The 24,947-nt window shown below is 61.7% G+C and carries 24 protein-coding genes; 7 read left to right on the top strand and 17 right to left on the bottom strand.

The annotated features are described in order from the left end of the window. The 3 genes from AC3WR3_RS15895 to arcB all read right to left on the bottom strand — a co-directional run bounded on the left by AC3WR3_RS15895 (position 1) and on the right by arcB (position 4,212). Complete coding sequence (locus AC3WR3_RS15895; protein ID WP_139435055.1) at positions 1-204, bottom strand: hypothetical protein; 204 nt, start codon at positions 202-204, stop codon at positions 1-3. 291 nt (positions 205-495) lie between these two features. Then, positions 496-1,866: a dGTPase gene (gene dgt, locus AC3WR3_RS15900; protein WP_492292281.1), complete on the bottom strand. Its 1,371-nt coding sequence runs from the start codon at positions 1,864-1,866 to the stop codon at positions 496-498. 33 nt (positions 1,867-1,899) lie between these two features. Continuing rightward, positions 1,900-4,212 carry an aerobic respiration two-component sensor histidine kinase ArcB gene (arcB, locus tag AC3WR3_RS15905; RefSeq protein WP_492292282.1) on the bottom strand — a complete coding sequence of 771 codons (2,313 nt, stop codon included), beginning with the start codon at positions 4,210-4,212 and terminating at the stop codon, positions 1,900-1,902. A gap of 201 nt (positions 4,213-4,413) precedes the next feature. Between arcB and AC3WR3_RS15910 the strand changes: the two genes are divergently transcribed. Then, entirely contained in the window at positions 4,414-5,412 is a 999-nt protein-coding gene (locus tag AC3WR3_RS15910) for a DUF2860 family protein (protein WP_247627209.1), read from the top strand. 68 nt (positions 5,413-5,480) lie between these two features. On the opposite strand, the gene AC3WR3_RS15915 is transcribed toward AC3WR3_RS15910, so the two are convergent. The 4 genes from AC3WR3_RS15915 to AC3WR3_RS15930 all read right to left on the bottom strand — a co-directional run bounded on the left by AC3WR3_RS15915 (position 5,481) and on the right by AC3WR3_RS15930 (position 8,403). Next, entirely contained in the window at positions 5,481-6,176 is a 696-nt protein-coding gene (locus tag AC3WR3_RS15915) for a DUF3334 family protein (RefSeq protein ID WP_202047112.1), read from the bottom strand. A gap of 118 nt (positions 6,177-6,294) precedes the next feature. Further along, the gene (locus AC3WR3_RS15920; RefSeq protein WP_139435065.1) at positions 6,295-6,741 is read right to left on the bottom strand and encodes an HIT domain-containing protein; all 447 of its coding nucleotides are present in this window, start codon (positions 6,739-6,741) and stop codon (positions 6,295-6,297) included. A 70-nt stretch (positions 6,742-6,811) separates the two neighbouring features. Further along, complete coding sequence (locus AC3WR3_RS15925; RefSeq protein ID WP_492292283.1) at positions 6,812-7,426, bottom strand: DUF2057 domain-containing protein; 615 nt, start codon at positions 7,424-7,426, stop codon at positions 6,812-6,814. Positions 7,427-7,503: 77 nt separating this feature from the next. Next, positions 7,504-8,403: a LysR family transcriptional regulator gene (locus AC3WR3_RS15930; protein WP_492292284.1), complete on the bottom strand. Its 900-nt coding sequence runs from the start codon at positions 8,401-8,403 to the stop codon at positions 7,504-7,506. A 98-nt stretch (positions 8,404-8,501) separates the two neighbouring features. Between AC3WR3_RS15930 and AC3WR3_RS15935 the strand changes: the two genes are divergently transcribed. Further along, entirely contained in the window at positions 8,502-9,104 is a 603-nt protein-coding gene (locus AC3WR3_RS15935) for a short chain dehydrogenase (RefSeq protein WP_454010235.1), read from the top strand. Positions 9,105-9,232: 128 nt separating this feature from the next. Here AC3WR3_RS15935 and AC3WR3_RS15940 read toward each other — a convergent pair whose 3' ends face one another. The 3 genes from AC3WR3_RS15940 to dapA all read right to left on the bottom strand — a co-directional run bounded on the left by AC3WR3_RS15940 (position 9,233) and on the right by dapA (position 12,511). Beyond that, complete coding sequence (locus AC3WR3_RS15940; protein WP_429162363.1) at positions 9,233-10,336, bottom strand: phosphoribosylaminoimidazolesuccinocarboxamide synthase; 1,104 nt, start codon at positions 10,334-10,336, stop codon at positions 9,233-9,235. A 170-nt stretch (positions 10,337-10,506) separates the two neighbouring features. Next, positions 10,507-11,631, bottom strand: coding sequence for an NlpB/DapX family lipoprotein (bamC, locus tag AC3WR3_RS15945; RefSeq protein WP_202047118.1), 1,125 nt, complete (start codon positions 11,629-11,631; stop codon positions 10,507-10,509). Beyond that, a complete protein-coding gene (dapA, locus tag AC3WR3_RS15950; protein ID WP_139435074.1) occupies positions 11,624-12,511 on the bottom strand; it encodes a 4-hydroxy-tetrahydrodipicolinate synthase in 888 nt (295 codons plus the stop codon). Before dapA ends, bamC begins: the two co-directional genes overlap by 8 nt. A 199-nt stretch (positions 12,512-12,710) precedes the next feature. Here dapA and AC3WR3_RS15955 point away from each other — a divergent pair, with 199 nt between their 5' ends. The 3 genes from AC3WR3_RS15955 to AC3WR3_RS15965 all read left to right on the top strand — a co-directional run bounded on the left by AC3WR3_RS15955 (position 12,711) and on the right by AC3WR3_RS15965 (position 14,452). Further along, on the top strand, positions 12,711-13,244 hold the full coding sequence (locus AC3WR3_RS15955) for a glycine cleavage system transcriptional repressor (RefSeq protein ID WP_025328154.1): 534 nt from the start codon (positions 12,711-12,713) through the stop codon (positions 13,242-13,244). 23 nt (positions 13,245-13,267) lie between these two features. Next, a complete protein-coding gene (gene bcp, locus AC3WR3_RS15960; RefSeq protein WP_492292285.1) occupies positions 13,268-13,732 on the top strand; it encodes a thioredoxin-dependent thiol peroxidase in 465 nt (154 codons plus the stop codon). Positions 13,733-13,951: 219 nt separating this feature from the next. Further along, positions 13,952-14,452 (top strand): YfbU family protein, encoded by a 501-nt coding sequence (locus AC3WR3_RS15965; RefSeq protein ID WP_005323826.1) that lies wholly within the window; start codon positions 13,952-13,954, stop codon positions 14,450-14,452. A gap of 45 nt (positions 14,453-14,497) precedes the next feature. Here the strand turns inward: AC3WR3_RS15965 and yfbV are convergent, their stop codons facing one another. After that, a complete protein-coding gene (gene yfbV / locus AC3WR3_RS15970) occupies positions 14,498-14,938 on the bottom strand; it encodes a terminus macrodomain insulation protein YfbV (RefSeq protein WP_429090205.1) in 441 nt (146 codons plus the stop codon). A gap of 302 nt (positions 14,939-15,240) precedes the next feature. Here yfbV and AC3WR3_RS15975 point away from each other — a divergent pair, with 302 nt between their 5' ends. Continuing rightward, positions 15,241-16,443: an acetate kinase gene (locus tag AC3WR3_RS15975; RefSeq protein ID WP_025328158.1), complete on the top strand. Its 1,203-nt coding sequence runs from the start codon at positions 15,241-15,243 to the stop codon at positions 16,441-16,443. A gap of 69 nt (positions 16,444-16,512) precedes the next feature. Next, the gene (gene pta / locus AC3WR3_RS15980) at positions 16,513-18,666 is read left to right on the top strand and encodes a phosphate acetyltransferase (protein WP_025328159.1); all 2,154 of its coding nucleotides are present in this window, start codon (positions 16,513-16,515) and stop codon (positions 18,664-18,666) included. Between the two features lie 722 nt (positions 18,667-19,388). Here pta and ilvN read toward each other — a convergent pair. The 6 genes from ilvN to AC3WR3_RS16010 all read right to left on the bottom strand — a co-directional run bounded on the left by ilvN (position 19,389) and on the right by AC3WR3_RS16010 (position 24,632). Then, positions 19,389-19,883, bottom strand: a complete 495-nt coding sequence (gene ilvN, locus AC3WR3_RS15985; RefSeq protein ID WP_025328160.1) for an acetolactate synthase small subunit — start codon at positions 19,881-19,883, stop codon at positions 19,389-19,391. A 79-nt stretch (positions 19,884-19,962) separates the two neighbouring features. Further along, positions 19,963-21,681, bottom strand: coding sequence for an acetolactate synthase 3 large subunit (locus AC3WR3_RS15990; protein WP_202047121.1), 1,719 nt, complete (start codon positions 21,679-21,681; stop codon positions 19,963-19,965). Between the two features lie 389 nt (positions 21,682-22,070). Further along, a complete protein-coding gene (locus AC3WR3_RS15995; protein ID WP_005323837.1) occupies positions 22,071-22,223 on the bottom strand; it encodes a hypothetical protein in 153 nt (50 codons plus the stop codon). A gap of 35 nt (positions 22,224-22,258) precedes the next feature. Beyond that, on the bottom strand, positions 22,259-23,368 hold the full coding sequence (locus tag AC3WR3_RS16000) for an MJ1255/VC2487 family glycosyltransferase (protein ID WP_492292286.1): 1,110 nt from the start codon (positions 23,366-23,368) through the stop codon (positions 22,259-22,261). Beyond that, on the bottom strand, positions 23,365-23,868 hold the full coding sequence (locus tag AC3WR3_RS16005; protein ID WP_404837098.1) for a phosphatase PAP2 family protein: 504 nt from the start codon (positions 23,866-23,868) through the stop codon (positions 23,365-23,367). The genes AC3WR3_RS16000 and AC3WR3_RS16005 overlap by 4 nt, the downstream gene beginning before the upstream one ends. A 140-nt stretch (positions 23,869-24,008) precedes the next feature. Beyond that, the gene (locus tag AC3WR3_RS16010; RefSeq protein WP_005323843.1) at positions 24,009-24,632 is read right to left on the bottom strand and encodes a TetR/AcrR family transcriptional regulator; all 624 of its coding nucleotides are present in this window, start codon (positions 24,630-24,632) and stop codon (positions 24,009-24,011) included. Positions 24,633-24,947 lie beyond the last annotated feature (315 nt).

Below are 24,947 nucleotides of genomic sequence, written 5' to 3' on the forward strand. Positions count from 1 at the left end.
TCAGGTTATTCGATTCCCGAGTCGGAAACCGGTTTGAAACTCCCGCTCACGGACATGAGCGACCTGCACATTGTGCCCTTCCAGCCCGATGTCCTTGAGCAGGGCGGGAGAGAGATGCAGATAGCTGACGCGACGCTCCAGCCGGGTGATCCGTTTTTGAACCAGGGTTTCGACGCGGCGCAGCAGGGCGAGTTCGATAGACATAATATTCTCCAGTTGAACGTGCGGTTCTCCCGGAGAGAGGCATCACCCTGCGGGACAACCGCGGGTGATGAAAAAGCAGGTGTTACCTGTTCCCTCCACGCGGTAAATGAAGAGCACGAGTCTTCGCGCTGCCATTGCAGCGATCGAACGCAACGTTGAACATGGAATGTTGCATGATCGTCTCCTTACCGTGTGAAAGTTGAACAAGTTGCCACAGTCTAAAAAAACACCGAATTTTACGCAATATCACCCCCACCCATATGGGTGGAATGCGGCCACAACCGGCCCCGGTCAAATCCCGGACAACAGCCTGAACTCCTCAAGCGCATAGGTATCCGTCATGCCGCTGACATAGTCGAGCAGCAGCCGCACCCTGTAGTACCACTCCTGCTCGGCGCCATTGTCAAAGCGCGGATCCCGGCTGGCCACCGCCAGCCGGTAGGCCTTGAGGTGGCGGGCCGACAACCGGTGGAACAGCCGCCGGGCGAAGAAGAGCTCGCTCCCGCCGTTGCCAGCCAGCAGTCGCTCGAACTGGGCGGCGGGCAGGGCCAGCAGGCAGGCGTAGGTGGAGAGCACCCCGCGCAGGGCGGCATAGCCTTCCAGCTCCAGCGCCTCGACCTCGGGGCGCATGAAGACCTGCTCCCTCGCCACCCCCTTGAGCACATCCAGCACCCGGGCCGCCGGGGCCTGACCGTGCAGCAGCGCCCTGGGGTAGGCCCCGCTCAGTATGGCCTCGTGGTCGCTCACATAGGTGTGGGCCGCAAGCGCCACCAGATCCCGGGTCAGATGCTGGCGAAAATGGGGGAAGAAGCCCCGCCCGGAGGCGAGCGCCTCCTCGAGCAGGCTGGCCATGTAGTCCCCCTCATCGGCACTGCGCAGCGCCGCCAGCAACTCCCCCTGGGTGAGGATACGCCTGTCCACCGCGTCCTCCAGATCGGCGATGCAGTAAGAGATGTCGTCCGCCGCCTCCATGATGTAGACCAGCGGATGCCGGCATCCCGGCGCCAGTCCCAGACTCTGGCCGAGGGCGCGATAGAGGGGCTGCTCGCTGAAGAAGATGCCACGCTTGCTGGTCCAGCCATGGTGCTGGCCATAGCCCTGGGGACTGTGCAGCAGGGGCTGCTGCGGGTATTTGCACAGGGCCGCCAGCTGGCCCAGGGTGAGGTTCATCTCATGCAGGCTGTGCACCAGCCGCAGGCTCTGGGCATTGCCGTCAAACACCAGCAGGTCCTGGCGAAGCGTTGCCCACTGCGGGCTCGGCAGCTGATCATGGGCGCTGGCGAACAGCTCATCCAGCGACTGTGCCAGCCACTGGCTCATCACCTGCTCGCCGAAGTGGCCGAACGGCGGGTTGCCGACGTCGTGCAGCAGGCAGGCCATCTCCACCAGGTTGATGAAGGCCCCTTCGCAGACGGTGCCTGCTGGCAGGGCCGCCAGGATGCGCCGGCTGATCTGGCGACCCGTCTCCTGCACCTCCAGGGAGTGGGTGAGACGGCTGCGCACCGAGGCCTTCACATCGAGCGGGAAGACTTGGGTCTTCTGCTGCAGGCGGCGCACCGGCGCCGCCTGTACGATGCGGGCGCGATCCTGCTCGGTCGCCTCCAGCAGCTCCTCACTGCCCCAGGGGTGAATGCGCGCCGGGGTAATCAGACTGTCATACATGGTGCGGCTCCTTGCCTGCGACGTCCGTCAGGTTCACGACAACAACCAGCGCCGCAAGCGGGCGATGTCGCCGGGATATTCACGACGCAGCGTCTCAATCCAGTCCTCCACGTTCTCCCACCAGGCGGGGTGATCCGGGCTCTGGATAAGCTGGGCCGTCTGCTGCAGGCGGCGCAGGCCGATGGAACCCGCCGCCCCTTTTATCTTGTGCGCCTCCTCCACCACGCCGGCCTGATCCCTGGCAATCATGTTGGAGTCCAGCACCGCCATGTAGTCCGGCATCATCTTCTCGAACAGATCCACGCTGGAGATCAGCACCGGCTTGCCGACCGTGCTGGCGTAGTCGGTGAGGAAGGGCAAGTCCAGCAGCGCATCCTGGTTGCCCGCGTCCGCCTGATCAAAGGCCTCGTCGTCCGCCAGATCCGCAAACAGGTGGCCTATCACCTCCCGCACCGCCTTGGAGCCGAGCGGCTTGTTGATCACATCCTGCATGCCGTGATCCCGATAATACTGGCGATCGCCGGTGGCATTGGCGGTGAGCGCCACCATGGGGGGCAGGCTGTCGCCGTAACGGGCCAGCAGCTGGGCCGCCACGTCGAAGCCGGTCATGTCCGGCAGCTGGATGTCCAGCAGGATGAGGTCGAAGTCATCCGGGTTGGCCATGGCCAGCGCCTGGGTGCCGTCCCGCGCCACCTGCACCTGATGACCGAGCTTGTTCAGCAGGGCGCAGGCGACGGTGACGTTCAGCTCCACATCCTCCACCAGCAGGATGTCGAGGGAGGGCATCTCGGGCTCAGGCGAGGTCGCCTGCGGCTCGACGCAGTCCACCTCCAGTTCGGCGGTGAAGCAGGAGCCCTCGCCCGGATCGCTGTCCACGTAGAGCTGGCCACCCATCGCCTGCACCAGCTGGCGCGAGACCGCGAGACCGATGCCGGTGCCGGTGGCGTGCTTCTTGCCCTGCACCTGGTAGTACATGGCGAAGATCTTCTCCTGCTGGGCGCGCGGAATGCCGACCCCGGTGTCTTCCACCTCGAAGTGCAGCGCCAACTTGCCCGGTTCATCGGCGGCGTGGGCGAGGCAGCGCACCGTCACCCCCCCCTCGTCGGTGAACTTGACCGCATTGCCCACCAGGTTCCACAGCACCTGGCGCAGCCGGGTGCCGTCCGCCATCACGAACTGCGGCATGTCGCCGTCCCGGTCGAAATGCAGATAGAGCCCCTTCTGCTCCGCCTGGATGCGCGACAGCATCTCCAGCTCGTCGAGGAAGGCGGGCAGGTCCATGGGGGCAGGTGCTATCTCGAGGCGGCGGCGATCGAGCTTGTCGAGATCGATGATGTCATTGAAGATGTTGCCCAGCGTCACCGCGCTCAGGTGGATGGTCTTGAGCTGCTGCTGCCGCTTGGCATCCAGCGGCGTGTCCATCAGCATGCGGCTCAGGCCGACGATGCCGTTCAAGGGGGTGCGCAGCTCGTGGCTGATGGTGGAGATGAAGGTGGTCTTGTCCCGGCTCGCCTTCTCCAGCTTGTCCTGATACTGCTTGCGCTCTGTGATGTCGCGGCCAAAGCCGAGCAGGCCGAGCCGCTTACCGAAGCGGTCGAAGAAGGGCACCTTGCGCAGCTCGAAATAGGCCTTGCGGCCATCGGGATACTCCAGCCACTGCTCATAGGTGAGCGGCTCGTTGCTGGCAAAGACCTGCTTGTCGGTCTCCACCACCTTGTTGGCGATCTCCTGCTTGTAGACATCGAACGGGGTCAGCCCGATGAGCTCGGCCTCCACCTTGCCGGTCAGCTCCTCCATGGCGCGGTTGCAGCCGGAGAACTGCTCGTCCTCGTTGCGGTAGTAGACCAGATCCGGGGAGCAGTCGATGAAGGAGCGCAACAGGGCGGTGCGCTCCCCCAGGTGCAGCTGGGCCTTCTCCCGCTGGAACACCTCGTTCTCCAGATCCTCTATGGCTTGCTGGCGCAGGGTCTCGGCCCGGTTGGTCTCGGCGATCTGGGCATTGAGGCGGCTGATGTTCTCCTGCAGCTGGCTGTTGAGCTCGAGGTCGCGCTCGCGCATGTCCTGCAGCTTGCGCACCATGCGGGTCAGCCGCTGGCGGGAGTCCTCCAGCTGATCCACCACGATGGAGAGGAAATAGACGGCCCAGGGGGTCACCAGCAGGCCGAAGAAGACAGAGCGTACCAGGTCGACTATATCCACGGTGCCGCGCAGAAAAAGGGTCACCCCCATCTGGATGGAGACCGCCAGCACTATGATGGCGGTCGCCAGGAACATGCTGAAGCGCACCAGTCCCAGCTTGGTCATCAGGTCGACATAGTATTGCGCCCAGGATTTGATTTGCTTCATCTCGTTGTTTTCTCCCCGTTATTGCGCAAACAGAATACCAGTACGGCGCCCTGAACTCTTGCCCGTTGCACCTTAAATTATTGATTAACGTCACACTCCGACTGGGGTAGCATGCCCGCCTGAGTCAGTCAGCTCCGGTTCAGCAAAGGATCCCGAGCCGCACTGCCACCCTTGTCATCCCTTGTGTCAGGAGCACACCCCATGCGCAATCATGTCCTGTTGAGTCTTGGTCTGCTAGCCGCCAATGCCGCCCACGCCGATCTTGGCGAGATCCCCAGAGAGTCCGGCTGGTCCGGTTTCCTGCTCGGCGGGGTCAATGTGGTCAGCCACGAGTCCAACTTCTATGCCGGCGATGACAGCAACAGCCGCATCCATGATCTCGGCTCTCCCGACAGCGAGAGCGGCCTGACCCCCCTCATCAACGCCGACATCCGCTACACCTTCGCCGACACCCGCACCCAGGTGTTCCTCGGCAACCTGATCCAGGATGCGGTGCGCTTCGACTTCACCCAGCAGCTGGGCCTGCGCCAGGAGATGGGCGACAAGGGCATAGTCGCCACCTCCCTGGTGTTCAACGCCATGCCGGTGGAGCTGTGGAGCGATCCCTTCGCCACCGGGGTGGATCGCAGTGCCACCGACGTGAAGTCGAAAGGGGTGCGCTTTGCCTGGGACAAGATCTGGGGCAGCCAGTTCTACGGCAGCCTCACCACCCGGGAGGTGGATCTGGACGAGGAGCGCAGCGGTCAGCAGTATGACCAGGCCCACGGCACAAACTATGCCGCCATGCTGAATCGCAACGGCAAGGTGCACGACATGGAACTCTCCTACCAGTTCCACTTCGGCGGCAACCAGCTGCTGGAGCCGGCGATCCTCTACAAGCAGGCCAGGCTCGACGGCAGCGCCGAGAGCTTCGACAACACAGGGGTGCAGCTGACTTACGCCAAGCGGGGCCCGCAATGGTCCATCGTCAGCAACCTCTATGCCGGCAAGCGCAAGTATGACGAGGCGAATCCCCTGTTCGGCCGGCGTGCCGATGCAGACGAGTTCGCCATCAACGGCACCTTCTTCTGGCACAACCTGTTCGGGGTCAAGGCCCTGGCCGCGACCTTCACCGCCGCCTACTCTGGGGCCGACTCCGACATCGACTTCTACGATACCCAGGCCACCCGCTTCAGCACCGGCCTGCTCTACAACTTCTAAGTCGAGCCCTGTCGAAAACAGCGAGGCCACCCCAGGGGTGGCCTCGTTTTTTTCGCTTCCTGACGGCCTTAGATCCCGAGGGAGTCCAGCAGATCGTCGTGCTCGTTGCTCGCCGGGGCGACCGCCTGGGCCGGCTTGGTCGCCGCCAGCTTGGCCTGGGCGATCAGCTCGTCCGGATCGACCTCCTCCTGCACACCGCCATCGTGGATCCGGATAAACTCAGTCCTGTCCATGGCCAGCTCCAGATAGAAGATGTTGTTGCTGGCGGTGAAGAAGGTGACCCTGCGGGTCTCGGGGTTGTCGAGGTTGGTGTCGACGCTCAGCATCACCTGCTTGTTGAGGGCCAGCATCTTGGGCTGGTTCTGGGTGATGTGGGTCTGCAGCTCGCGCCCCACCTTGCCGGTGAAGCTGCCGACGATCTGGTTCATCAGCTCGCCCATGACGTTGCTCACCTCATCCGAGGTGTGGGAGATGGCGAGATCCTCCTTGGAGAGCCCCATGCTGAGCATGTAGCTCTGGTAGAGCTCCATGGCCGCGGCGGCGGAGAAGTTGATCACCACCAGCCCGGAGAAGCCCCCGTCGAACAGCACGAAGCAGCCGATGTCCGGCTTGAGGCAGGTCTTGCTGATCCGTTGCACCATGCCGGAGAAGCGCACCTGGGTCTGGGTCGCCGCACTCAATACGCTCGTCACCGAATTGCACAGGCTCAGCAGCACGTCCTCTGTGGTCAATACGGCATCATCCTCGGATCTTGTCACTATCATGGAACCTTCCTGCTGATCGAAAAAATAGGCTTGTCTGTCTCACCGCCCATGTCATCACGCGCGCGTCCGATACGCTAACAGATTGCGTGATCCCGGTGTTGAAACCGCGAGCCGCCTCTCACTTGACCGTATTGTCAGTCAGAAACGGCTGGAATCCGCCCAGGGTGGCCAACCGGGCTCGCCAGTTATCGGCCTGCTGTCGCAAATCTTGTGCCTGATAGGGGATAGCGGGGTGAGCTCCCCAGATGGGACCGGGCCAGGCGGCATCCGAGCTGAAGCGGGCGACATGGTGCAGATGCAGCTGGGGCACCAGGTTGCCGAGCGCCGCCACGTTGATCTTGTCCGGATTGAGCGCGTGCTCCATCAGGGTGGCGACGGCGCAGGACTCCTGCATCAGCTGTTGCTGCTGCGCGGGGGCCAGGTGGTGGATTTCCCGCAGTCCGGCGACCCTGGGCACCAGGATGAGCCAGGGATACTGGCTGTCTTTGGCCAGCAGCACGCGGCAAAGGGGGAGATCCCCGAGTATCTGGGTATCCGCCTGCAGGCGGGGATGCAATTCAAACATGAGGCCTCGCTGGTCAACATGGGCACGTCAGGAGATGAGTGTGCCCACGTTACTGCAACGGGGGGCAAACTTAAAGCCGGGGCACGGCCCAACCGATGAAGCGCTTGCGAAGTTCGGGGTCCGCCCGCAGGAAGAGTTGCTGCAACTGCCCCTCCAGCTCGCTGGCGGGTACTGACGGGGCCTGGACCGCTGCCGTGGTCGCTACGGCGCCGGTCGCCAGCACCGCCTTGCCCGTGCCGCGGTTGTACTCCATCAGCCTGGCGTGCCAGTCCATGCCGATCTGCATGCCGTTGACCACCAGGGCCTCCTGCTGCACCTGCAGGGGCTTGTCCCCCGCCAGCAGAGTCACGACCGGCGCCTTGGCGTAGCGCTCCATGCCTTTCTCGTCGGTGGGCACCAGGGCCTGCAGGCGTACCGACTGGCCGCTGGCCTCATAGCGGATCACCTGGGGCTCGGAGCGGATCTGGCGATCGTTGTCGCTGCTGTTGCGACTCGGGATCACCCCCTCATAGCGCACCAGCAACTGCTGCGCCCCGTCGACCAGCACCCCATGCCGCTCGTCCTGCACCTTGCCGTCGCTCACCGCAAGGATCTGGAAATCCCCGGGGACCTCGACCCTGACCTCGGCCTGCACCGAGCTGACACACAACAACATGACCCCAACCCAACCCTGATGACCCTTCATTCCCGTCTCTCTCTGCTCGCTATGATGGGCGCAGGCTAGCAGCCGAAGATGACAGAAAAATAACGCGCGCCAGCCGCTCAGAGCAGGTAGTGGGGCCGCTCGGCAAACCACTGGGCCAGCACCTGCTTGAACAGCCGGATCTTGCGCGGCACCCGGCGCTGCTGGGCATGGAGCACATGCAGCGGGTGCAGGCCGGTCTGCCACTCCGTCAGCACGGCCACCAGCTCGCCTCTAGCCAGGCTCGTCTCCACCAGCATCAGCGGGCACTTGGCAAACCCCATGCCCGAGCGGGCCAGCTGCAGCAGGGTGCTGTAGTGGTTGGCCCGCACCTTGCCCTGCACCAGGATGTGGGCCTCCTCCCCTGCCTTGCGAAAATGCCACTGCTCCCAGGCCGGGTTGTGCCCCTGGAGCAGACAGGGGCGCCCGCCCAGCTCATAGGGGGTGGCAGGGAGCCCCTCCCGGGCCAGCAGGGTCGGGCTCGCCACCACCACGTCTTTCAGCTGCCCGAGGGGCAGCGCCACCAGGTTCTCCGGCACCTGATCCATGGCGCGCAGGGCGATGTCATTCTCCCCCTGGCTCATGTCGATCATGGCGTTGGTGAAGTTGAGCTCCACCTCGACCCCGGGGCAGAGCTCGGCGAAGCGCGCCAGCAGCTCGCTCACCATGGCATCCCCCGTGCTGACCGGGCAGGTGAAGCGCAGGCGACCGCTGTCCTCCTCGGTCAGGGCCTGGATGTCCTGCTCCGCCTGGCGGGCCAGGGCGGCTATCTGCCCAGCCTGCACATAGAGGGTCCTGCCCGCCTCGGTCAGGCTGAGACGACGGGTGGTGCGCTGCAACAGTTGCGCATTGAGGGCGGACTCCAAGGCGCTGACGTGGCGGCTCAGCATCCCCTTGCTCACCCCCAATGCATCGGCGGCGGCGGAGAAACTGCCCCGCTGCACCACCTCGTAGAAACTGCTCAGATGGGCGATCTCCATCCATTAGCTCCAATATGGAAACAATGGGTTTATCTTAAGCGCTTTTTCTCCCTTTTCATCCAGCTATCATCAACACATCCCAACCAGGAGCGATAGAGATGAAGATTGTGATTGTGGGTGCCTCCGGCACCATAGGTTCCGCCGTCAGCGAGTTGCTTGCCAGAGACCACCAGGTGATCCGGGTCGGCCACAGCCGGGGGGATGCCACCGTCGACATGACGGATGGCGCCTCCATCGCCGCCCTGTTTGCGGGCATAGGCCGGTTCGATGCCCTGGTGGTCGCCAGCGGCAGCGTCGCCTTCGCCCCCTTCCCCGAGATGACCGACGAGCAGTGGCAACTGGGGATCCAGAGCAAGCTGATGGGGCAGATCAACCTGACCCGAGCCGCCATTCCCCATCTGAATGACAAAGGCTCCATCACCCTCATCAGCGGCATACTGAGCGAGGAGCCCATCAACTGGGGGGTGAGCGCGACCACCATCAATGGCGCCATAGAGCACTTCGTGAAGGGGGCCGCCTGCGAGCTGCCGAGGGGCCTGCGCATCAACGTGGTGAGCCCCACCGTACTGGAAGAGTCCATGGACAAGTACGCCGACTTCTTCCCCGGCTTCGTGCCCGTGCCCGCCGCCCGGGTGGCCCAGGCCTACAAGAAGTCGGTGCTGGGGGTGCAGAGCGGCCAGATCTTCCGGGTCAATGGCTGAGGCCACCCTCCCCCACTGCCAGACGCCAATAAAAACGGGCCCCGCCATGGGGCCCGTCTGTTTGTCTGCTTGCTGCCTTCACCACCGGCAAACGTTTGTGCGCCGGCGGCAAAAAAAGGCGGTCAGCCTCAGTCAATCAGACCGTACTGCTCGCGCAGCACCTCGATGATCTCCTGCTTGGGATTGGCACTGCGCACCAGCTTGTGACCGATGACCTTCTCGGCGATCCCCACGTAGGTATGGGAGATGTCCATCATCACCTCGGTGGGCAGCTTGTTGTCCCGGGCCAGGGCGAAGCGTTCCGGCATGCGGTTCTTGTTGAGCAGAATGTCCGGATCCGGGAAGTGGTTCAGCAGCCACTGGCGGAAGCCCTCTTTGGACTTCTCGACGATCTCGCCATTGCGCAAGGCGGCGCCGTCCCAGATGCGGGAGCTGTCGGGGGTACCCACTTCGTCCATGTAGATGAGCTTCTCGCGACCGGCGGCATCCTGGACATAGCCAAACTCGAACTTGGTGTCGACGAAAATCTGATCGAGCGCGGCCAGGGCCTCGCTGATGACGTTGAAACCTTCCTTGAGCAGCGCTTCATAGCGGTCGATGTCCGCCGGGGAGCGGAAACCGAAGGCCTGATGATGGCGCTCGATGTCGGCACGGGAGACGTTGACGTCGTCCGCTTCAGGCACGCCATCCAGCCCCTTGAGGATCCCCTTGGTGGAGGGGGTGATGAGGATCTCGGGCAGCTTCTGATCCTTCTTCAGCCCTTCCGGCAACGTGATGCCGCAGAACTCCCGCTCGCCGTCCTTGTAGGCACGCCACATGGAGCCGGTGATGTACTGGCGGGCGATGGCTTCGATCATCACCGGGCGGGCCTTTTGCACTATCCAGACGAAGGGGTGCGGTATGTCCAGGATGTGGCTGTCCGCCAACCCCTTCTCCTTGAACAGCTTGAACCAGTGGCTGGAGATGGCATTGAGTGCAGCCCCCTTGCCCGGCACGCCGTTCAAGCCATCCACACCCTGCCAGATGCAGTCGAAGGCCGAGATACGGTCGCTGATCACCATGAGGGCGAGGGGCGTATCGGCCGGCACATCATAGCCTTTCTCTCTTATGAGCCGGGCACTGTCTGCGGGGGTCAACCAGTAGACGCTGCGCACTTTGCCGGAATGGACAGGTTTATCGGTACGGATCGGCAAATCGTCATTCACCGCCAATACTTGATCTGCAAGACTCATGGCTAATAACACTTCCTGTTGTGGGACTGACAAGACAGGTGCATCAGGCTCCTGTCTACGAGGGATTCATTCAAGCGAAGCAGCGCCAGGCCTCTCTGCCGGGACAGGCTCCCAAGAGGGCCCTCTGCGCGGACTCCGCATAACAAAACAGGGGCACCAGGCCCCTGTTTCTATTCTGCTTTAGCGGCCTGATCGGCCACGCCTTTGGCAAAGGCCTCGGACAGGCTGATATACATCTGGGAGATGACACCGGATGCGACCGGCTTCTTCTCCTTGTCGAACAGGGTGATGGAGGTCTTGCCCCCGGCCATCTCGCCCAGCTGGAAGCGGTACTGGTCTTCCTCCAGCTTGAACGGCTCGGCCCCCTTGGCCTGCCAGAACTCGGCATTGGGCTCGTCATACTCGACGTCGATCCAGCCCAGGGACTGCTGGGTATCCTTGATGGTGAAACCGTAGGCCGGCAGCACCTGGTTGAGACGGCGCCAGACCTGCTCGAAGGAACCATCGGCAATCCAGGCACTCAGCTCGTTGTTGTCCAGACCCAGCTCCAGGCCCATGCCATCGGTGGACTTGTGCTGTTCGCGGGCCTTGAGCTGCTTGTCGTAGTAGAGGGAGAACTGGTTCAGCGCCCGGGTCGCATAGCGCTGGGCATCGGCCGGGGTCAGCACAGTGCTGGTCTCGCCGTCTATGGTCTCTTCATGATCCAGCACCCGCACCGACATGTTGACGGCGTGACGCTGCACATCGTTGCGCAGGGTGAACTGGTAGCGTTGACGGATGCGGAAGTCGTCGTCCTCCTCCGCCCAGCCATCGAGGGCGGCGGAGTTGTCAAACCAGCCGGTCTGCAACACGCCGGCCTGCTGATCCAGCTTCTCCGTGGTGACCTTGTGCTGGGCCAGGAAGTTCATCAGGAAGGCCCAGGTATCGCGCTCCACGCTCTGGCTGGTGCTCAGGGCATAGAAGGCCAGGGTAGGTTCGCTGGCCTTGGCCACCACCTGACTGCCAGGGACCACGGTCAGCAGCTGGGCTGGCGGACGCACGTCCACCTTGGCGCCGATGGCACCTTCGCGGCTGCTCTCCGGCAGGGCCGGAATGTCGAAATTACTGTTAAAGGCGGGGGTACTCAACCCGGCGGGCACGAGGAAGGCGCGACCTTCGAGGCGGCTCTCTTCATACTCGAAGCCACGGTTGGCCATCTTGCGATCCTGGGGTGAGCTACAGGCTGCCAACACGGCAACAGTCGCGACACTCAGCACCAGGCGCACTGCATTTCCCTTTCCATTTGCTTTAAACACTCGCCATCAACTCCGCAGTCGTCAGTGCTCGCGCCATCGCCTGTTCCCCCTCGGGGGTGAGGTCGGTCAGCGGCAGGCGCAAGGTCGCCGTCGCCATCAATCCCAGTCGGGCACAGGCCCACTTCACCGGGATGGGACTCGGTTCGCAGAACAGAGTCTGATGCAACGGCATCAATCGATTGTTGATGTCATGAGCCTGCCCGGCATCACCGGCCAGCGCAGCACGACACATGTCGGCCATCTGGGGCGCCGCAATATTGGTGGTGACCGAAATGACGCCATCGCCCCCTTGCAGCATAAAATCACATCCGCTGGCATCATCGCCACTATAAAGCGCGAAATCCGGCCCGCACAACTCGCGCAGCAGCGGGGTGCGGCTCAAATCACCCGTCGCTTCTTTCAAACCGATAATGCCGGGAACCTTGGCCAGACGAGCCACGGTCTCCGGTTTGAGATCGCAGCAGGTGCGACCGGGCACATTATAGAGAATTTGAGGCAGACCACTAGCCTCGGCGATCGCACAATAGTGACGATAGAGACCTTCCTGGGTGGGTTTGTTGTAATAAGGGGTCACCGAGAGGCCCGCCACCACGCCGGTCTGGGCGAAACGCCGGGAGAGAGCGATGGCATGAGCTGTGTTGTTGGAGCCGCAGCCCGCGATGACCGGAATGCGGCCGGCGGCGAACTCGACGGTTTTTTCCACGACGGCAATATGTTCCTGCTCGCTCAGGGTGACCGACTCTCCCGTGGTGCCCACCGCGACTATGGCACTGGTGCCGGCACCGACATGATACTCCACCAGGGCCGCCAGACTGGTCCAATCGATCTCACCCGAGGCCAGCATGGGGGTAACGAGCGCAACAATACTACCGCGTAACATGGATATTTCTCCCGATTTTCAGGGGCGTAATGGTAAAGCTGCCCCTTTTGAAAAACAAGGGAGGCAAGGGACAAGCCGTGTTACCATCCGCCACAAAACGTATGGATGCACGAGGGCAGGAGAGAGCCCGGAGCAGGGCGTCATGCCCGTCAGGCGCTCGCTCTCACCGCATTCGCTATAAATGGACGAGAGACGATTTATGACTCACTACCTGGTCGTAACGGCCATCGGCACGGACAGGCCTGGCATCGTCAATGAGGTTACCCGTCACGTCAGTGGCTGCGGTTGCAACATTGTCGACAGCCGTCTTGGCATCTTCGGCAACGAATTCACTTTCATCATGCTGTTGTCCGGTGACTGGAACAGCTTGATGCAGCTTGAGATAAGCCTCCCCCTGCGCAGCCAGGAGTGGGATCTCATCACCATGATGAAGCGCACCGAGCGCCACCACTCCCTGCAATATGACATCAGCGCCAGCGCCGAGGTGCTGATCCGGGATCAGCCGGGCATCGTAAGCCAGTGCACCCAGTTCTTCAGCGATCACGGCTGGGATATCCAGGCCATGCAGACCGTCACCCTCGAGCAGCAACCCTTCAACCTGCTGAAGGCTAATTTCCAGCTCAATCAGGCCAAGCAGGGGGAAGCAGCGGACTCGAAGACGGCCTTCGCCGATTTCTGTCGTGAACTGGGTGCCGAGTCATTCGAGTTCATCGTCAATCACAAATACGCCTGACGGCGTTTATCCGAGGAGACCCCATGCAGCCACTACAAGTTGGTACTCAGGCCCCCGATTTTTCCCTCTCCGATCAGGATGGTCAGCAGGTCAGCCTGTCCTCCCTGCGGGGCAAGAAGGTGCTCATCTATTTCTATCCCAAGGCGATGACCCCGGGCTGCACCACCCAGGCCTGCGGCCTGCGCGACGTCAATGCCGAGCTGGCCGCACTCAACGTGGTGGTGCTCGGCATCAGTCCGGATCCGGCCAAGCGCCTGAAAAAATTCGAGGAGCGCGACAGCCTGAACTTCCGGCTGCTGGCCGATGAGGATCACGCGGTCGCCGATGCCTTTGGCGTCTGGGGCCCGAAGAAGTTCATGGGCAAGGAGTACGACGGCATCCATCGGCTGAGCTTCCTCATCGATGAGGAGGGCAAGGTGGCCCATTGCTTCGACAAGTTCAAGACCAGCGATCACCACCAGGTGGTGCTCGACCTCGTCAAGGGCTGACCCCCGCAAGTTCAGACACGACAACAGGGCCTGCAGATGCAGGCCCTGGTCGTTTGCACCCGGCGCTGCCACGCAAGAGCCGGGGATGTCCTGCCAAAAGCGGCGCCCCTATTGCGCCCTCCTCCCCGTTTTTCTCGCCAACCTCCCCTATCAGATCAAAAAATTCATCCTGGATATGGGTTAACGTGACCCCAGATTCATTTTCCAGCGAGACAGCCCATGAACATGAGCCATACCGAACGCCTGATCCTGAGCAATCAGTACGAGATCCTGGCCAAACTCAATCCGGAGAAGGCGGCGTTTTACCAGCGGGCCAGCACCATAGTCGAACGTGGCTACTGCCTGCAGATCCTCGAGCTGGAGAAGAGCTTCGGCCACCTGGATCTCGCCACCTGCCAGGAGGTGCTGGACACCCTGGAGCTGCACCACGCGTTGGCCATCTCCTGGGGCAACCTCGACGCCGGTACCCGGGCCGAGGTGAACGAGAGCCGCCTGGCCTTCAACGGCTACAGCCGCAGCCAGGAGCGGGAACTGGCGGATTATGTTTGCTTCCTGCTGGAGGTGGACAAGCGCTTCCCAGAGCTGCCCTGCCCCTGTGACGAGCTCTCCAGCGACATCGCCATGCGCGACAAGTACCAGCGCATGCTGGCGGCCTGGCGTCAGTGCCCCCGTCAGTACAAGCTCTCCATCCAGGAGATCAGCAAGGTGCTGGCCGCCTGAATGTGAAAAAGGCGCCTGGTGGCGCCTTTTGCTCCCCTGCCGGGGCTATTCGTAGAGGAAGGATTTGTCCAGCAGCTTGAAGGCAGCGTTGAGAGTATCGGCCAGCTCCTCGTAACGGGGGCGGGCCACCAGCTGACGATGACCCCCCTGCTCGTTCATCTTGCCGTTGATCTCCCTGTACCAGTTGGCGAGGGAAGGGGGAAGGCGGGTATCGGCACGCTGGCCGAGCCAGTAATAGCCTTGCAGCGGCAGACTGAGCAGGAACAACACTGAGGCCATGACGGAGGGCCAGTAGTGTAGCTCGCCGAACTGGAACTGCAGCATGACGCTGAGCACGGCGAGGGCCGGGATGACCCTGAGGGCGAACTCGGTGGCCTTGATCACCCGATTCTCCGGGAACATGGAATTAAGCTCGGGACGGCGCGGCCAAAGAGTCATATAATGACGGCCTTGCTGTAATTTAGTTCCAAAAATGTTCATGCTCATACTACCTCCGAGCTCTTTTTGAACGTATTAACGGCAAAACCTCGACAATATTTGAGAGGCAATAACAAAGGTTGAGGATGACTTTGTTATTTTTCAACAATCAGGTTATCCTTTGTACGCCCAATTTTTACGCCAGTGGTTTGCTGCTGGCCTGTCAGGGACGTCAGAATTCCGGGTCTTGTATCACTATACAAGGGGCAAGCAACAGATTGCCAACCCTCATAAGGATAAGTTGATAGTTTTTGGGCGCACCGCGTCCGGCGCATCCTCCAACCCAACCCAATCTGCGATAGGATTTATTCATGAGTAAGCTGGTTCTTGTTCTTAACTGTGGCAGCTCGTCCCTGAAGTTTGCTGTCATTGACGCAACCACCGGTGATGATCTGCTGTCCGGCCTGGCCGAGTGCTTCAACCTCGACGACGCCCGCATCAAGTGGAAGCTCAACGGCGAAAAGGGCAGCGCCGATCTGGGTGCCGGTGCCGCTCACCAGGAAGCGCTGGACTACATCGTCCACAAGATCCTGCCGCTCAACCCTGAACTGTCCAAGAACCTGATTGCCATTGGCCACCGCGTGGTACACGGCGGCGAGCAATTCACTTCTTCCGTGCGGATCTGCAAAGACGTGATCGCCGGTATCGAAGCCGCCATTCCTTACGCGCCGCTGCACAACCCGGCTCACCTGATCGGCATCCGTGCCGCCCTCAAGGTCTTCCCAGAGCTGGCCGAGAAGAACGTCGCCGTGTTCGACACCGCGTTCCACCAGACCATGCCGGAAGAAGCCTTCCTGTACGCCCTGCCGTACAAGCTCTACAAAGAGAACGGCATCCGTCGCTACGGCGCCCACGGCACCAGCCACTACTACATCAGCCTGGAAGCCGCCAAGCAGCTGAACAAGCCGGTTGAAGAGCTCAACATCATCAACTGCCACCTGGGCAACGGCGGCTCCGTCTGCGCCATCAAGAACGGCAAGTCCGTCGACACCTCCATGGGTCTGACCCCGCTGGAAGGCCTGGTGATGGGTACCCGTTCCGGTGACATCGATCCGGCCATCATCTTCTTCCTGCACGACAAGCTGGGCATGAGCGTCGCCGAGATCAACACCATGCTGACCAAGGAATCCGGCCTGCAGGGTCTGACCGAAGTCACCTCCGACTGCCGTTTCGTTGAAGACAACTACGACAGCAAGGAAGAAGCCAAGCGCGCCATGGACGTGTACTGCTACCGTCTGGCCAAGTACATCGGTGCCTACGCCGCCGCCATGGACGGTCGTCTGGATGCCGTGGTCTTCACCGGTGGCATCGGCGAGAACTCCGCCCCGATCCGTGAGATCACCCTGAACAAGCTGGGCCTGCTGGGCTTTGACGTCGACCACGACGCCAACCTGAAGGCGCGCTTCGGCAAGGGTGGCGAGATCACCAAGGCTGGCTCCACCAAGGCCCTGGTTATCCCGACCAACGAAGAGTGGGTCATCGCCCACGACGCGCTGGAACTGGTCGGCGCATAAATTAGCTGTAGAGCAAGGCCGCCCCAGGGCGGCCTTTTCCTGATCCCAAAAATGAACAAGGGGTAATAAGTGGCACGCACTATTATGCTCATCCCGGTCGGCACTGGTGTCGGCGTAACTTCCGTGAGCCTTGGCGTCGTTCGCGCCATGGAACGTCACGGTGTCAATGTCAGCTTCTTCAAACCGGTTGCCCAGCCGCGTCCGGGTGAAACCGGTACCGAGCGCTCCACCGCCGTGATCCGCGCCGCCGCCAACATCAACCCGCCCGAGCCGTTCGCCCTCTCCTACGCCGAGAACATGATCACCTCCAGCAACACCGACATACTGCTGGAAGAGATCGTGGCTCGCTTCGAAGAGCACGTGAAGACCAGCGGTGCCGAAGTGGTGGTGATCGAAGGCCTGGTGCCGACCGACAAGCAACCCTTTGCCAACAAGCTGAACTACGACGTCGCCAAGGCGCTGGATGCCGACATGGTGTTCGTGACCCATCCGGGCAACGACTCCAGCCAGAAGCTCAAAGAGCGCATCGAGCTGGCCTGCTCCAACTTCGGTGGCGTCAGCAACCCGCGCATCGTGGGCTGCGTCATCAACAAGGTGGGTGCACCGGTTGACGAGCACGGCGTGACCCGCCCCGATCTGACCGAGATGTTCGAGGCCCATCACCACACCTCCGACACCGCCCACAACCTGGAAGTGCTGCAGGTGTTCGGCAAGAGCCCGCTGCGCATCCTCGGCTGCATCCCCTGGAACACCCAGCTGATCGCCCCGCGCGCCAAGGATCTCGCCAAGCACCTGGCCGCCAAGATCCTGCACAAGGGTGAGCTGGACAGCCGTCGCCTGCAGACCGTGACCTTCTGTGCCCGCTCCATCCACAACATGATCGAGCACTTCCGTCCGGGCAGCCTGCTGGTGACCTCAGGCGATCGCTCCGACGTCATCGTCTCCGCCTGCCTCTCCGCCATGAACGGCGTCAAGCTGGGTGCCCTGCTGCTGACCGGCAACTACCACCCTGAGCCGCAAGTCATCGCCCTGTGCCAACAGGCCATGGCCACCGGCCTGCCGATCATGATCACCGGCACCAACACCTGGCAGACCGCCGTCAGCCTGCAGAACTTCAACGTCGACATCCCGGAAGATGACCGCGAGCGTATCGAGCTGGTGCAGGACTATGTGGCTGGCCACATCGACAAGCACTGGATCGAGTCTCTCTCTGCCAAGTCCACCCGCTCCCGTCGCCTGAGCCCGCCTGCGTTCCGCTATCAGCTGACCGAGCTGGCCCGTCAGGCCAACAAGCGCGTCGTGCTGCCGGAAGGGGAAGAGCCGCGGACCATCAAGGCTGCCGCCATCTGTGCCGAGCGTGGCATCGCCCGTCCGGTGCTGCTGGGCAACCCGGAAGAGATCCGTCGCGTCGCCGAACAGCAGGGTGTGGTACTGACCGATCGCGTCGAGATCATCGACCCGCTGGAAGTGCGCGAGCGCTATGTGCCGCGTCTGGTCGAGCTGCGCAAGAACAAGGGCATGACCGAAGTGGTCGCCCGCGAACAGCTGGAAGACAACGTGGTGCTGGGCACCATGATGCTGGAGCGTGGCGAAGTGGACGGTCTGGTTTCCGGCGCCGTGCACACCACAGCCAACACCATTCGTCCGCCGATGCAGATCATCAAGACTGCCCCGGGTTCGTCCCTCATCTCCTCCATCTTCTTCATGCTGCTGCCTGATCAGGTGCTGGTGTACGGTGACTGCGCCATCAACCCGGATCCGAGCGCCGAACAGCTGGCCGAGATCGCCATCCAGTCCGCCGACTCCGCTGCCGCCTTCGGCATCGAGCCGCGCGTCGCCATGATCTCCTACTCCACCGGTACCTCTGGCGCCGGCGCGGACGTCGAGAAGGTGCGCGAAGCGACCGAGCTGGCCAAGGCCAAGCGCCCCGACCTCATCATCGACGGCCCGCTGCAGTACGACGCGGCCATCATGGAGAACGTGGCCAAGTCCAAGGCACCGAACTCACCGGTCGCGGGTAAAGCCACCGTGTTCGTGTTCCCGGATCTGAACACCGGCAACACCACCTACAAGGCGGTACAGCGCTCCGCCGAGCTGGTCTCCATCGGCCCCATGCTGCAAGGCATGCGCAAGCCGGTCAACGACCTGTCCCGTGGCGCCCTGGTAGACGACATCGTCTACACCATCGCCCTGACCGGTATCCAGGCAGCCCAGGCCGAGTAATATCGCCCAGTGCTGACCCTGTGAAAAACCCGCCTTCCGGCGGGTTTTTTTATGGCGGCGAGATGTTGATCCACAAGATCAAATCAGGATCCTGAGTAGATCCCACGATCTGACGCTGGGGCTCATCTGGCAAGGCGCTGGCGATAAGCAAACACTCACACCCGCGCAGGGGGATTGCACAATTGCGATCCAGTCAGGATCAAATCAGAATATCCCTTTAAGATCAGCAAACTAACGCCAGACACACCGCTAATCTACAGAGTTTTCCACAGCTTTTGTGGATAGTTTACCGATCATTTGAAAGAAAATGACAGGTGCAGGCCCTCCCTTCCCCCCTCCTCTTTCACCCCTCACGCCTCGATGGCCCCCTGAGGCTTTAGCCAGAAGCCCTACCGGCCTCCCTCAATTGCCCGCAAAGCAGTCAGGCACGAAAAAGGGCTCCGAAGAGCCCTTGAACAACCATTTCCACATCCGACCGCATCAGGGACGCAGGGACTTGTCCGCCCGGGAGATGCCGCAGACAGCTTGAGGCGCACCACCCTGCCAAATTACAAAAGGGCTCCGAAGAGCCCTTGAACAACCATGTCCACGTCCAATCGCATCAGGGACGCAGGGACTTGTCCGCACGAGAGATGCCGCAGACAGCTTGAGGCGCACCACCCGGCCAAATTACAAAAGGGCTCCGAAGAGCCCTTGAACAACCATGTCCACGTCCGGCCGCATCAGGGACGCAGGGACTTGTCCGCCCGGGAGATGCCGCAGACACCGGAGCGCACCACTTCGATGATCTCGTTGGTCTGGGCGGCAGTCTTGATGAAGGCGTCCAGCTTCTCGCTGGTGCCCACCAGCTGCACTGTGTACTGCTCGGGGGTGACATCGACGATCTGGCCACGGAAGATATCCGCCAGCCGTTTCAGCTCGTCGCGGGCACCACCGGCGGCGCGCGCCTTGACTAGGGCGATCTCCCGCTCGATGTGTTCCCCTTCGCTCAAATCGCACACCTTGAGCACGTCCACCAGCTTGTGCAGCTGCTTCTGGATCTGCTCCAGCACCCGCTCGTCACCCATGGTGACAATGGTCATGCGCGACAGGGTGGGATCCTCGGTGGGGGCCACCGTCAGGGTCTCTATGTTGTAGCCGCGCTGGGAGAAGAGGCCCACCACACGGCTCAGGGCGCCAGATTCGTTCTCCAGCAGAACGGAAATTATATGTCTCATGATGTTTCCCCCGCCTTGCTCAGCCACATCTCATCGATGGCGGGCTCCACCAGTACGACCGAAATGATATGTCCCATCGTCAGGTCCTCTCCGTCTTGCTCAGCCACATCTCGTCCATGGCTCCAAACTTGATCTGCATCGGATAGACGTGTTCGTCCGGGTCGACCGAGATATCCATGAACACCAGCCGATCCTTCATGGCGAACGCCTTCTCCATGGCGCTCTCCAGCTCGGCGGGATCGCTCACCGCGATGCCGACGTGGCCATAGGCTTCCGCCAGCTTGACGAAGTCCGGCAGGGATTCCATGTAGGAGTGGCTGTGACGGCCGCCGTAGAACATCTTCTGCCACTGCTTGACCATGCCGAGGGCGCGGTTGTTGATGGAGATGATCTTGATGGGCACCCCGTACTGCATGCAGGTGGAGAGCTCCTGGATGTTCATCTGCACAGAGCCGTCGCCGGTGACGCAGCAGACCACGGCATCCGGGTTGGCAAACTGGGCCCCCATGGCGGCCGGAATGCCGAAGCCCATGGTGCCGAGACCACCGGAGTTGATCCACTGGCGCGGCTTGGCAAACGGGTAGTAGAGGGCGGCAAACATCTGGTGCTGACCCACGTCGGAGGCGACGAAGGCCTCCCCCTTGGTCACCTTGTAGAGCGCCTCTATGACCTGCTGCGGCTTGATCAGGGTGGGGTGGGTCTCGTAGGCCAGGCAGTTGCGGGAGCGCCACTGATCGATCTGGCTCCACCAGTCCGCCAGGGCCTGCTTGTCGTTGTCGAAGCCGCACTCGCGGATCACTTCCAGCATCTGCTCCAGCACGGTTTCCACCGAGCCGACGATGGGCACATGGGCCTGCACCGTCTTGGAGATGGAGGTAGGGTCTATGTCGATGTGGACTATGGTGGCGTTGGGGCAGAACTTGCTCACGTTGTTGGTGACGCGGTCATCGAAGCGGGCACCCACGGCGAAGATGAGATCCGCGTTGTGCATGCTCTTGTTCGCTTCGAAGGTGCCGTGCATGCCGAGCATGCCGATGAATTGCGGGTGGGTGCCGCTGAAGGCCCCCAGTCCCATCAGGGTGGTGGTCACCGGCAGGTTCAGCAGCTCCGCCAGCTTGGTCACCAGATGATCCGCATTGGCGTTGATGGCGCCACCGCCCACGTACATGACAGGGCGGCTCGCCTCGGTCAGCAGCTTGGCAGCACGCTTGATCTGGCCCTTGTGTCCGGCCTTGGTCGGATTGTAGGAGCGCAGGGAAACGGACTCGGGATACTGGTAGGGGAATTTCTCTTTCGGGTTCTGCACGTCCTTGGGCAAGTCCACCACCACGGGCCCCGGGCGGCCACTGGCGGCAATGTAGTAGGCCTTCTTGATGGCGTCGGGAATGTCGCTGGCCTTCTTGCACAGGAAGCTGTGCTTCACCACAGGGCGGGAGATGCCGATCATGTCGGTCTCCTGGAACGCGTCCTCCCCTATCATGCTGGTCGGCACCTGACCGGACAGGATCACCAGGGGGATCGAGTCCATGTAGGCGGTGGCGATGCCGGTGATGCAGTTGGTGGCGCCGGGACCCGAGGTCACCAGCACAGTGCCCACCTTGCCGGTGGAGCGGGCGTAACCGTCCGCCATGTGCACCGCGGCCTGCTCGTGCCGCACCAGGACATGCTCCATCTTGCCGTTTTCGAAGAGAGCGTCATAGATGTCGAGCACTGAGCCACCAGGGTAGCCGAAAACGTGTTCCACTCCCTGATCTTCCAGCGCTCTAACCACCATCTGGGCGCCTGATAACATCTCCATGATAAAGCCCTCCAGGCTTTGCTCCGTTAAGCGAAAGCTACCGACAGTCCGCTGCTTCCCGGCAGCGCCGATCCGTCTCTTGTTGTTGTCTGCATCCAGACCAGGCGAGTTCGGAGCCGTCGATAGTAGAAAAATAGGTTTTTTCCATCATTCACCCAAAAAGCGGGTGAAAAACCAACTTAACCCGCTTGTGAACGCTTGTCCACGGCTTTGTCTGACCAGAACAGTCATAAATTTCAAACAGCTATTAACATTCAGTGACTTGGTCACCAGACCGGAAACAAAGCGGGGGGTATGGGGGGGAAACTAGCGGATCATGCTGCCAATCAGGGCAGGGATGGAAATAAATGGCCCGCTCCCAGGGGGCGGGCCGTCAAAACCATAACGTTTTAGTGCTCGTCTTCCGGCTCCGCCAGCCAGATCTGCTGATCCGGATCCGTCTCTTCACAGACCGAGATGCTGACCCCCATGTCGAGCAGCTCATGCAGGGTGAGATTGTCTGCCAGGGTCATGGTGTCGCCGTTTTCATTGGTAAAGCGCATGGTGTCCGTCCTCTCCTTGGTGGGATCAATTCAGTCTAGTCAAAGGCGCTGAGTTGCGATAACCAGGGACGGGCCAATGTCGGGTTGCCCGCCAGTTCGCTGAGGCGATCGCACACCTCCTCCGGGAAGAGGGTCCTGGCCCACAGGCGGCGGGAGAGAGACTCAATATCTTCCTCGGCACCGGCCAGCAGCCAGTCGGCCAGCGCCCCCGCCACGTCGGGGTAATGCACTCTGCCGGGTGCCGGCGCCTCCAGCCAGGCTCTCACTCCATTGGCATCCAGCGTCTCCATCAACTGGGCGAGCCCCATCAACTCCAGGGTCCTGCCGTTGGTCAGCTGCTCGAACTGGCCGCCGAGCGGCTTGACCAAGAGCTTCTTGCCCAGAGACAGCGCCTCCGAGGCCAGTTCAAACCCCGCATTGCTGATGACGCCCCGGCAACCGGCCAGCACCAGCTTGAACCCCTCCCGGGCCGCAGGCTCGAAGCGGATGTTGCGCCATTGACTGGCCTTGCTAAGACCGGGGTGAAAGCAGACGAAGCGCTGCTGGCCAAAGCGCGACAGCAGCGCAGCTATCTGCTCTGTCTGCTCGAAGGGCAGATAGACCAGGATCTGCTGGTTGTCCGGGGCCGGGGTCATGGGATCTATGATGGGGGGCAGCAGCGGCTGACCGAAGTGGAACCAGTGCAACCCCAGAGAGCGGCTCACCGGGGCGAAGTGGCGCATCAGCTGGCGGTGGAAACCACTCTCTCCCCAGCGCGGAATGGGCCAGTCGAAGCTGGCCTGATGGCTGATGGTCAGACTCGGTTTTTGCCAGCGCCGGGCGGCATGGGCACTGAGTGGCTCAAAATCGCTGATCACCAGATCGTAATCCCGGCAATCCAGCGCCCGCATGTCCTGCCAGAAGCGCAGGGGAGAGAGTCCCTTGAGGGTACGCCAGCCCGAGATGCGGCCCTGATGGCTGACGAAACTGATGCCGGGGAAGGTGCGGTACTCCCCGAACTCCCCCATCTCGAAGTAACCGTCGGCGGCGCGGCCGCTGAACAGGTAGTCGACCGCTATCCCCCTGCCCTTCAGGGCGCGCGCCAGAGTCCTGCTGCGACTGACATGACCGTTGCCGGTCCCCTGTACCCCGAACAGTATCCTCATCCCTGGCTCCAGCCGAGCGCCCACAGGGCGCAGCCGCCCCCGAGCAGGGCGCCGGCCACCAGATCGCTCAGATAGTGCACCCCGAGCAGCAGGCGCGACGCCCCGACCAGGATGGCCCAGAGAAACAGCAGCGGCGCCCAGAGCGGAAAACTTGCCGCCAGCACGGTGGCCATCAGGAAGGCGGCGGCGGTATGGCCGGAGGGCAGGCTGTAGCGATCGGAGGGGGTGATGAAGACCGGCAAGCCCACGGGGCGCTGGCGTCTCAAGGCATTCTTGAGCAGCAGATAGAGCGGCAGCTCGGCGGCAAAGGCCAGCAGGGCGACTTGCACCACGTCCCGCTGCGCCTCCCCCTGCCACCAGAGCAGGGCGGCCAGCACGGCGTAGAGGGGACCGTCACCGGTGCGGGAGACGAGCCGGCTGATCCTGGCCTGCGGCCTGTTGTAGGGATGAAGCAGGCAGACACGGCACACCCGCAGGTCCCATTGCTGGATCTTGTTCATCACGCCTCCTGCTCTTGAGTCTTGCCTGCAGACTAGGGCGGCGGAGTGACACTTGGTTGAAGGAGAAATAACAGATTTGTGACATGCACCATGCAAAAAAGGGCCATGCGGCCCTTTTTTCAGTTTTTACCCGGGAAGACTCAGTTCAGGGAACCGCGCAGGCCGTTCTCCATCAACTGGCAGTTGTGGGCCGCCAACCGGCTCATGAAGCTCTCGTCCACCGTCAGGCCGAACACCTGTTCGTAGAGATCCTTCATCACGAAGGGCTGCCACATCATGCTGAGGAAGGAGATCTTCAGCATCTCGGGATCCAGGTTGTCACCCAGCTGGCCATTGGAGCGCATGGATTCGAGCAGGGCATCGAACTGGGGCAGTTGGCGCTCCAGCAGACGATTCAATACAAAATCCCGCCCCGGACTCTTCTCGGTTGATAATGCGCTGGAGATGGCGGAAGTCAGCTCGCTGTTCGGCGCCATCACCTGATAGTAGGTATTGAGCAGATCGGTCAGGCTGCGGTTGCTGCTCTCGTCATGCCAGGCCTGATCCAGCGGCTCGGCCACATCCCCCAGCACCGCCTTGTAGAGGCCCTCTTTGCTGCCGAAGTAGTAGTGGATCATCGCCAGATTGGAGCCGGCCAGCTCGGCGATCTCGCGGGTCGTCACCTTGCTGTAGGGGGTGTTGAGAAAACGTTCGCGTGCGGCGGCGAGCAGCTTGTCACGAATGTCGGAACGTCCGACCGGACGGCCAGGTCTGCGCTTTTCCATGGAATACCTCAGATAATTCAGCAAGGGCTGATAAGTCGATCTGATTGTGCGGGTGATCGAGTACAGCAGGAACGACCAGATAATCAGGCATGAACCGAATATGGGACAAGGAAATTTGCACTCCTTTACAATCCGATTAAATAACACAGTGAATTGAACCTGTCCTTTCGAGTTGACACAGCATAAAAATCTCGATATTGGTAGTAGCGTTATCGACTGGAAGGATTGAGTCATCATGCATATTGCCGCTCCGCTACTACTGCTCTCCCTAATCGCGACTCCTCGCGCGGGATCCTTGTAGCCGGGCTAAGGCAT

This window comes from Aeromonas sp. EU05-FHT14A05, from assembly GCF_058791175.1.

Excerpts from the sequence above, each read along its gene's own strand:
- AC3WR3_RS15895 (WP_139435055.1), bottom strand. The coding sequence starts at position 204 with ATGTCTATCGAACTCGCCCTGCTGCGCCGCGTCGAAACCCTGGTTCAA.
- dgt (WP_492292281.1), bottom strand. The coding sequence starts at position 1,866 with ATGTATGACAGTCTGATTACCCCGGCGCGCATTCACCCCTGGGGCAGT.
- arcB (WP_492292282.1), bottom strand. The coding sequence starts at position 4,212 with ATGAAGCAAATCAAATCCTGGGCGCAATACTATGTCGACCTGATGACC.
- AC3WR3_RS15910 (WP_247627209.1), top strand. The coding sequence starts at position 4,414 with ATGCGCAATCATGTCCTGTTGAGTCTTGGTCTGCTAGCCGCCAATGCC.
- AC3WR3_RS15915 (WP_202047112.1), bottom strand. The coding sequence starts at position 6,176 with ATGATAGTGACAAGATCCGAGGATGATGCCGTATTGACCACAGAGGAC.
- AC3WR3_RS15920 (WP_139435065.1), bottom strand. The coding sequence starts at position 6,741 with ATGTTTGAATTGCATCCCCGCCTGCAGGCGGATACCCAGATACTCGGG.
- AC3WR3_RS15925 (WP_492292283.1), bottom strand. The coding sequence starts at position 7,426 with ATGAAGGGTCATCAGGGTTGGGTTGGGGTCATGTTGTTGTGTGTCAGC.
- AC3WR3_RS15930 (WP_492292284.1), bottom strand. The coding sequence starts at position 8,403 with ATGGAGATCGCCCATCTGAGCAGTTTCTACGAGGTGGTGCAGCGGGGC.
- AC3WR3_RS15935 (WP_454010235.1), top strand. The coding sequence starts at position 8,502 with ATGAAGATTGTGATTGTGGGTGCCTCCGGCACCATAGGTTCCGCCGTC.
- AC3WR3_RS15940 (WP_429162363.1), bottom strand. The coding sequence starts at position 10,336 with ATGAGTCTTGCAGATCAAGTATTGGCGGTGAATGACGATTTGCCGATC.
- dapA (WP_139435074.1), bottom strand. The coding sequence starts at position 12,511 with ATGTTACGCGGTAGTATTGTTGCGCTCGTTACCCCCATGCTGGCCTCG.
- AC3WR3_RS15955 (WP_025328154.1), top strand. The coding sequence starts at position 12,711 with ATGACTCACTACCTGGTCGTAACGGCCATCGGCACGGACAGGCCTGGC.
- bcp (WP_492292285.1), top strand. The coding sequence starts at position 13,268 with ATGCAGCCACTACAAGTTGGTACTCAGGCCCCCGATTTTTCCCTCTCC.
- AC3WR3_RS15965 (WP_005323826.1), top strand. The coding sequence starts at position 13,952 with ATGAACATGAGCCATACCGAACGCCTGATCCTGAGCAATCAGTACGAG.
- yfbV (WP_429090205.1), bottom strand. The coding sequence starts at position 14,938 with ATGAGCATGAACATTTTTGGAACTAAATTACAGCAAGGCCGTCATTAT.
- AC3WR3_RS15975 (WP_025328158.1), top strand. The coding sequence starts at position 15,241 with ATGAGTAAGCTGGTTCTTGTTCTTAACTGTGGCAGCTCGTCCCTGAAG.
- ilvN (WP_025328160.1), bottom strand. The coding sequence starts at position 19,883 with ATGAGACATATAATTTCCGTTCTGCTGGAGAACGAATCTGGCGCCCTG.
- AC3WR3_RS15990 (WP_202047121.1), bottom strand. The coding sequence starts at position 21,681 with ATGGAGATGTTATCAGGCGCCCAGATGGTGGTTAGAGCGCTGGAAGAT.
- AC3WR3_RS15995 (WP_005323837.1), bottom strand. The coding sequence starts at position 22,223 with ATGCGCTTTACCAATGAAAACGGCGACACCATGACCCTGGCAGACAAT.
- AC3WR3_RS16000 (WP_492292286.1), bottom strand. The coding sequence starts at position 23,368 with ATGAGGATACTGTTCGGGGTACAGGGGACCGGCAACGGTCATGTCAGT.
- AC3WR3_RS16005 (WP_404837098.1), bottom strand. The coding sequence starts at position 23,868 with ATGAACAAGATCCAGCAATGGGACCTGCGGGTGTGCCGTGTCTGCCTG.
- AC3WR3_RS16010 (WP_005323843.1), bottom strand. The coding sequence starts at position 24,632 with ATGGAAAAGCGCAGACCTGGCCGTCCGGTCGGACGTTCCGACATTCGT.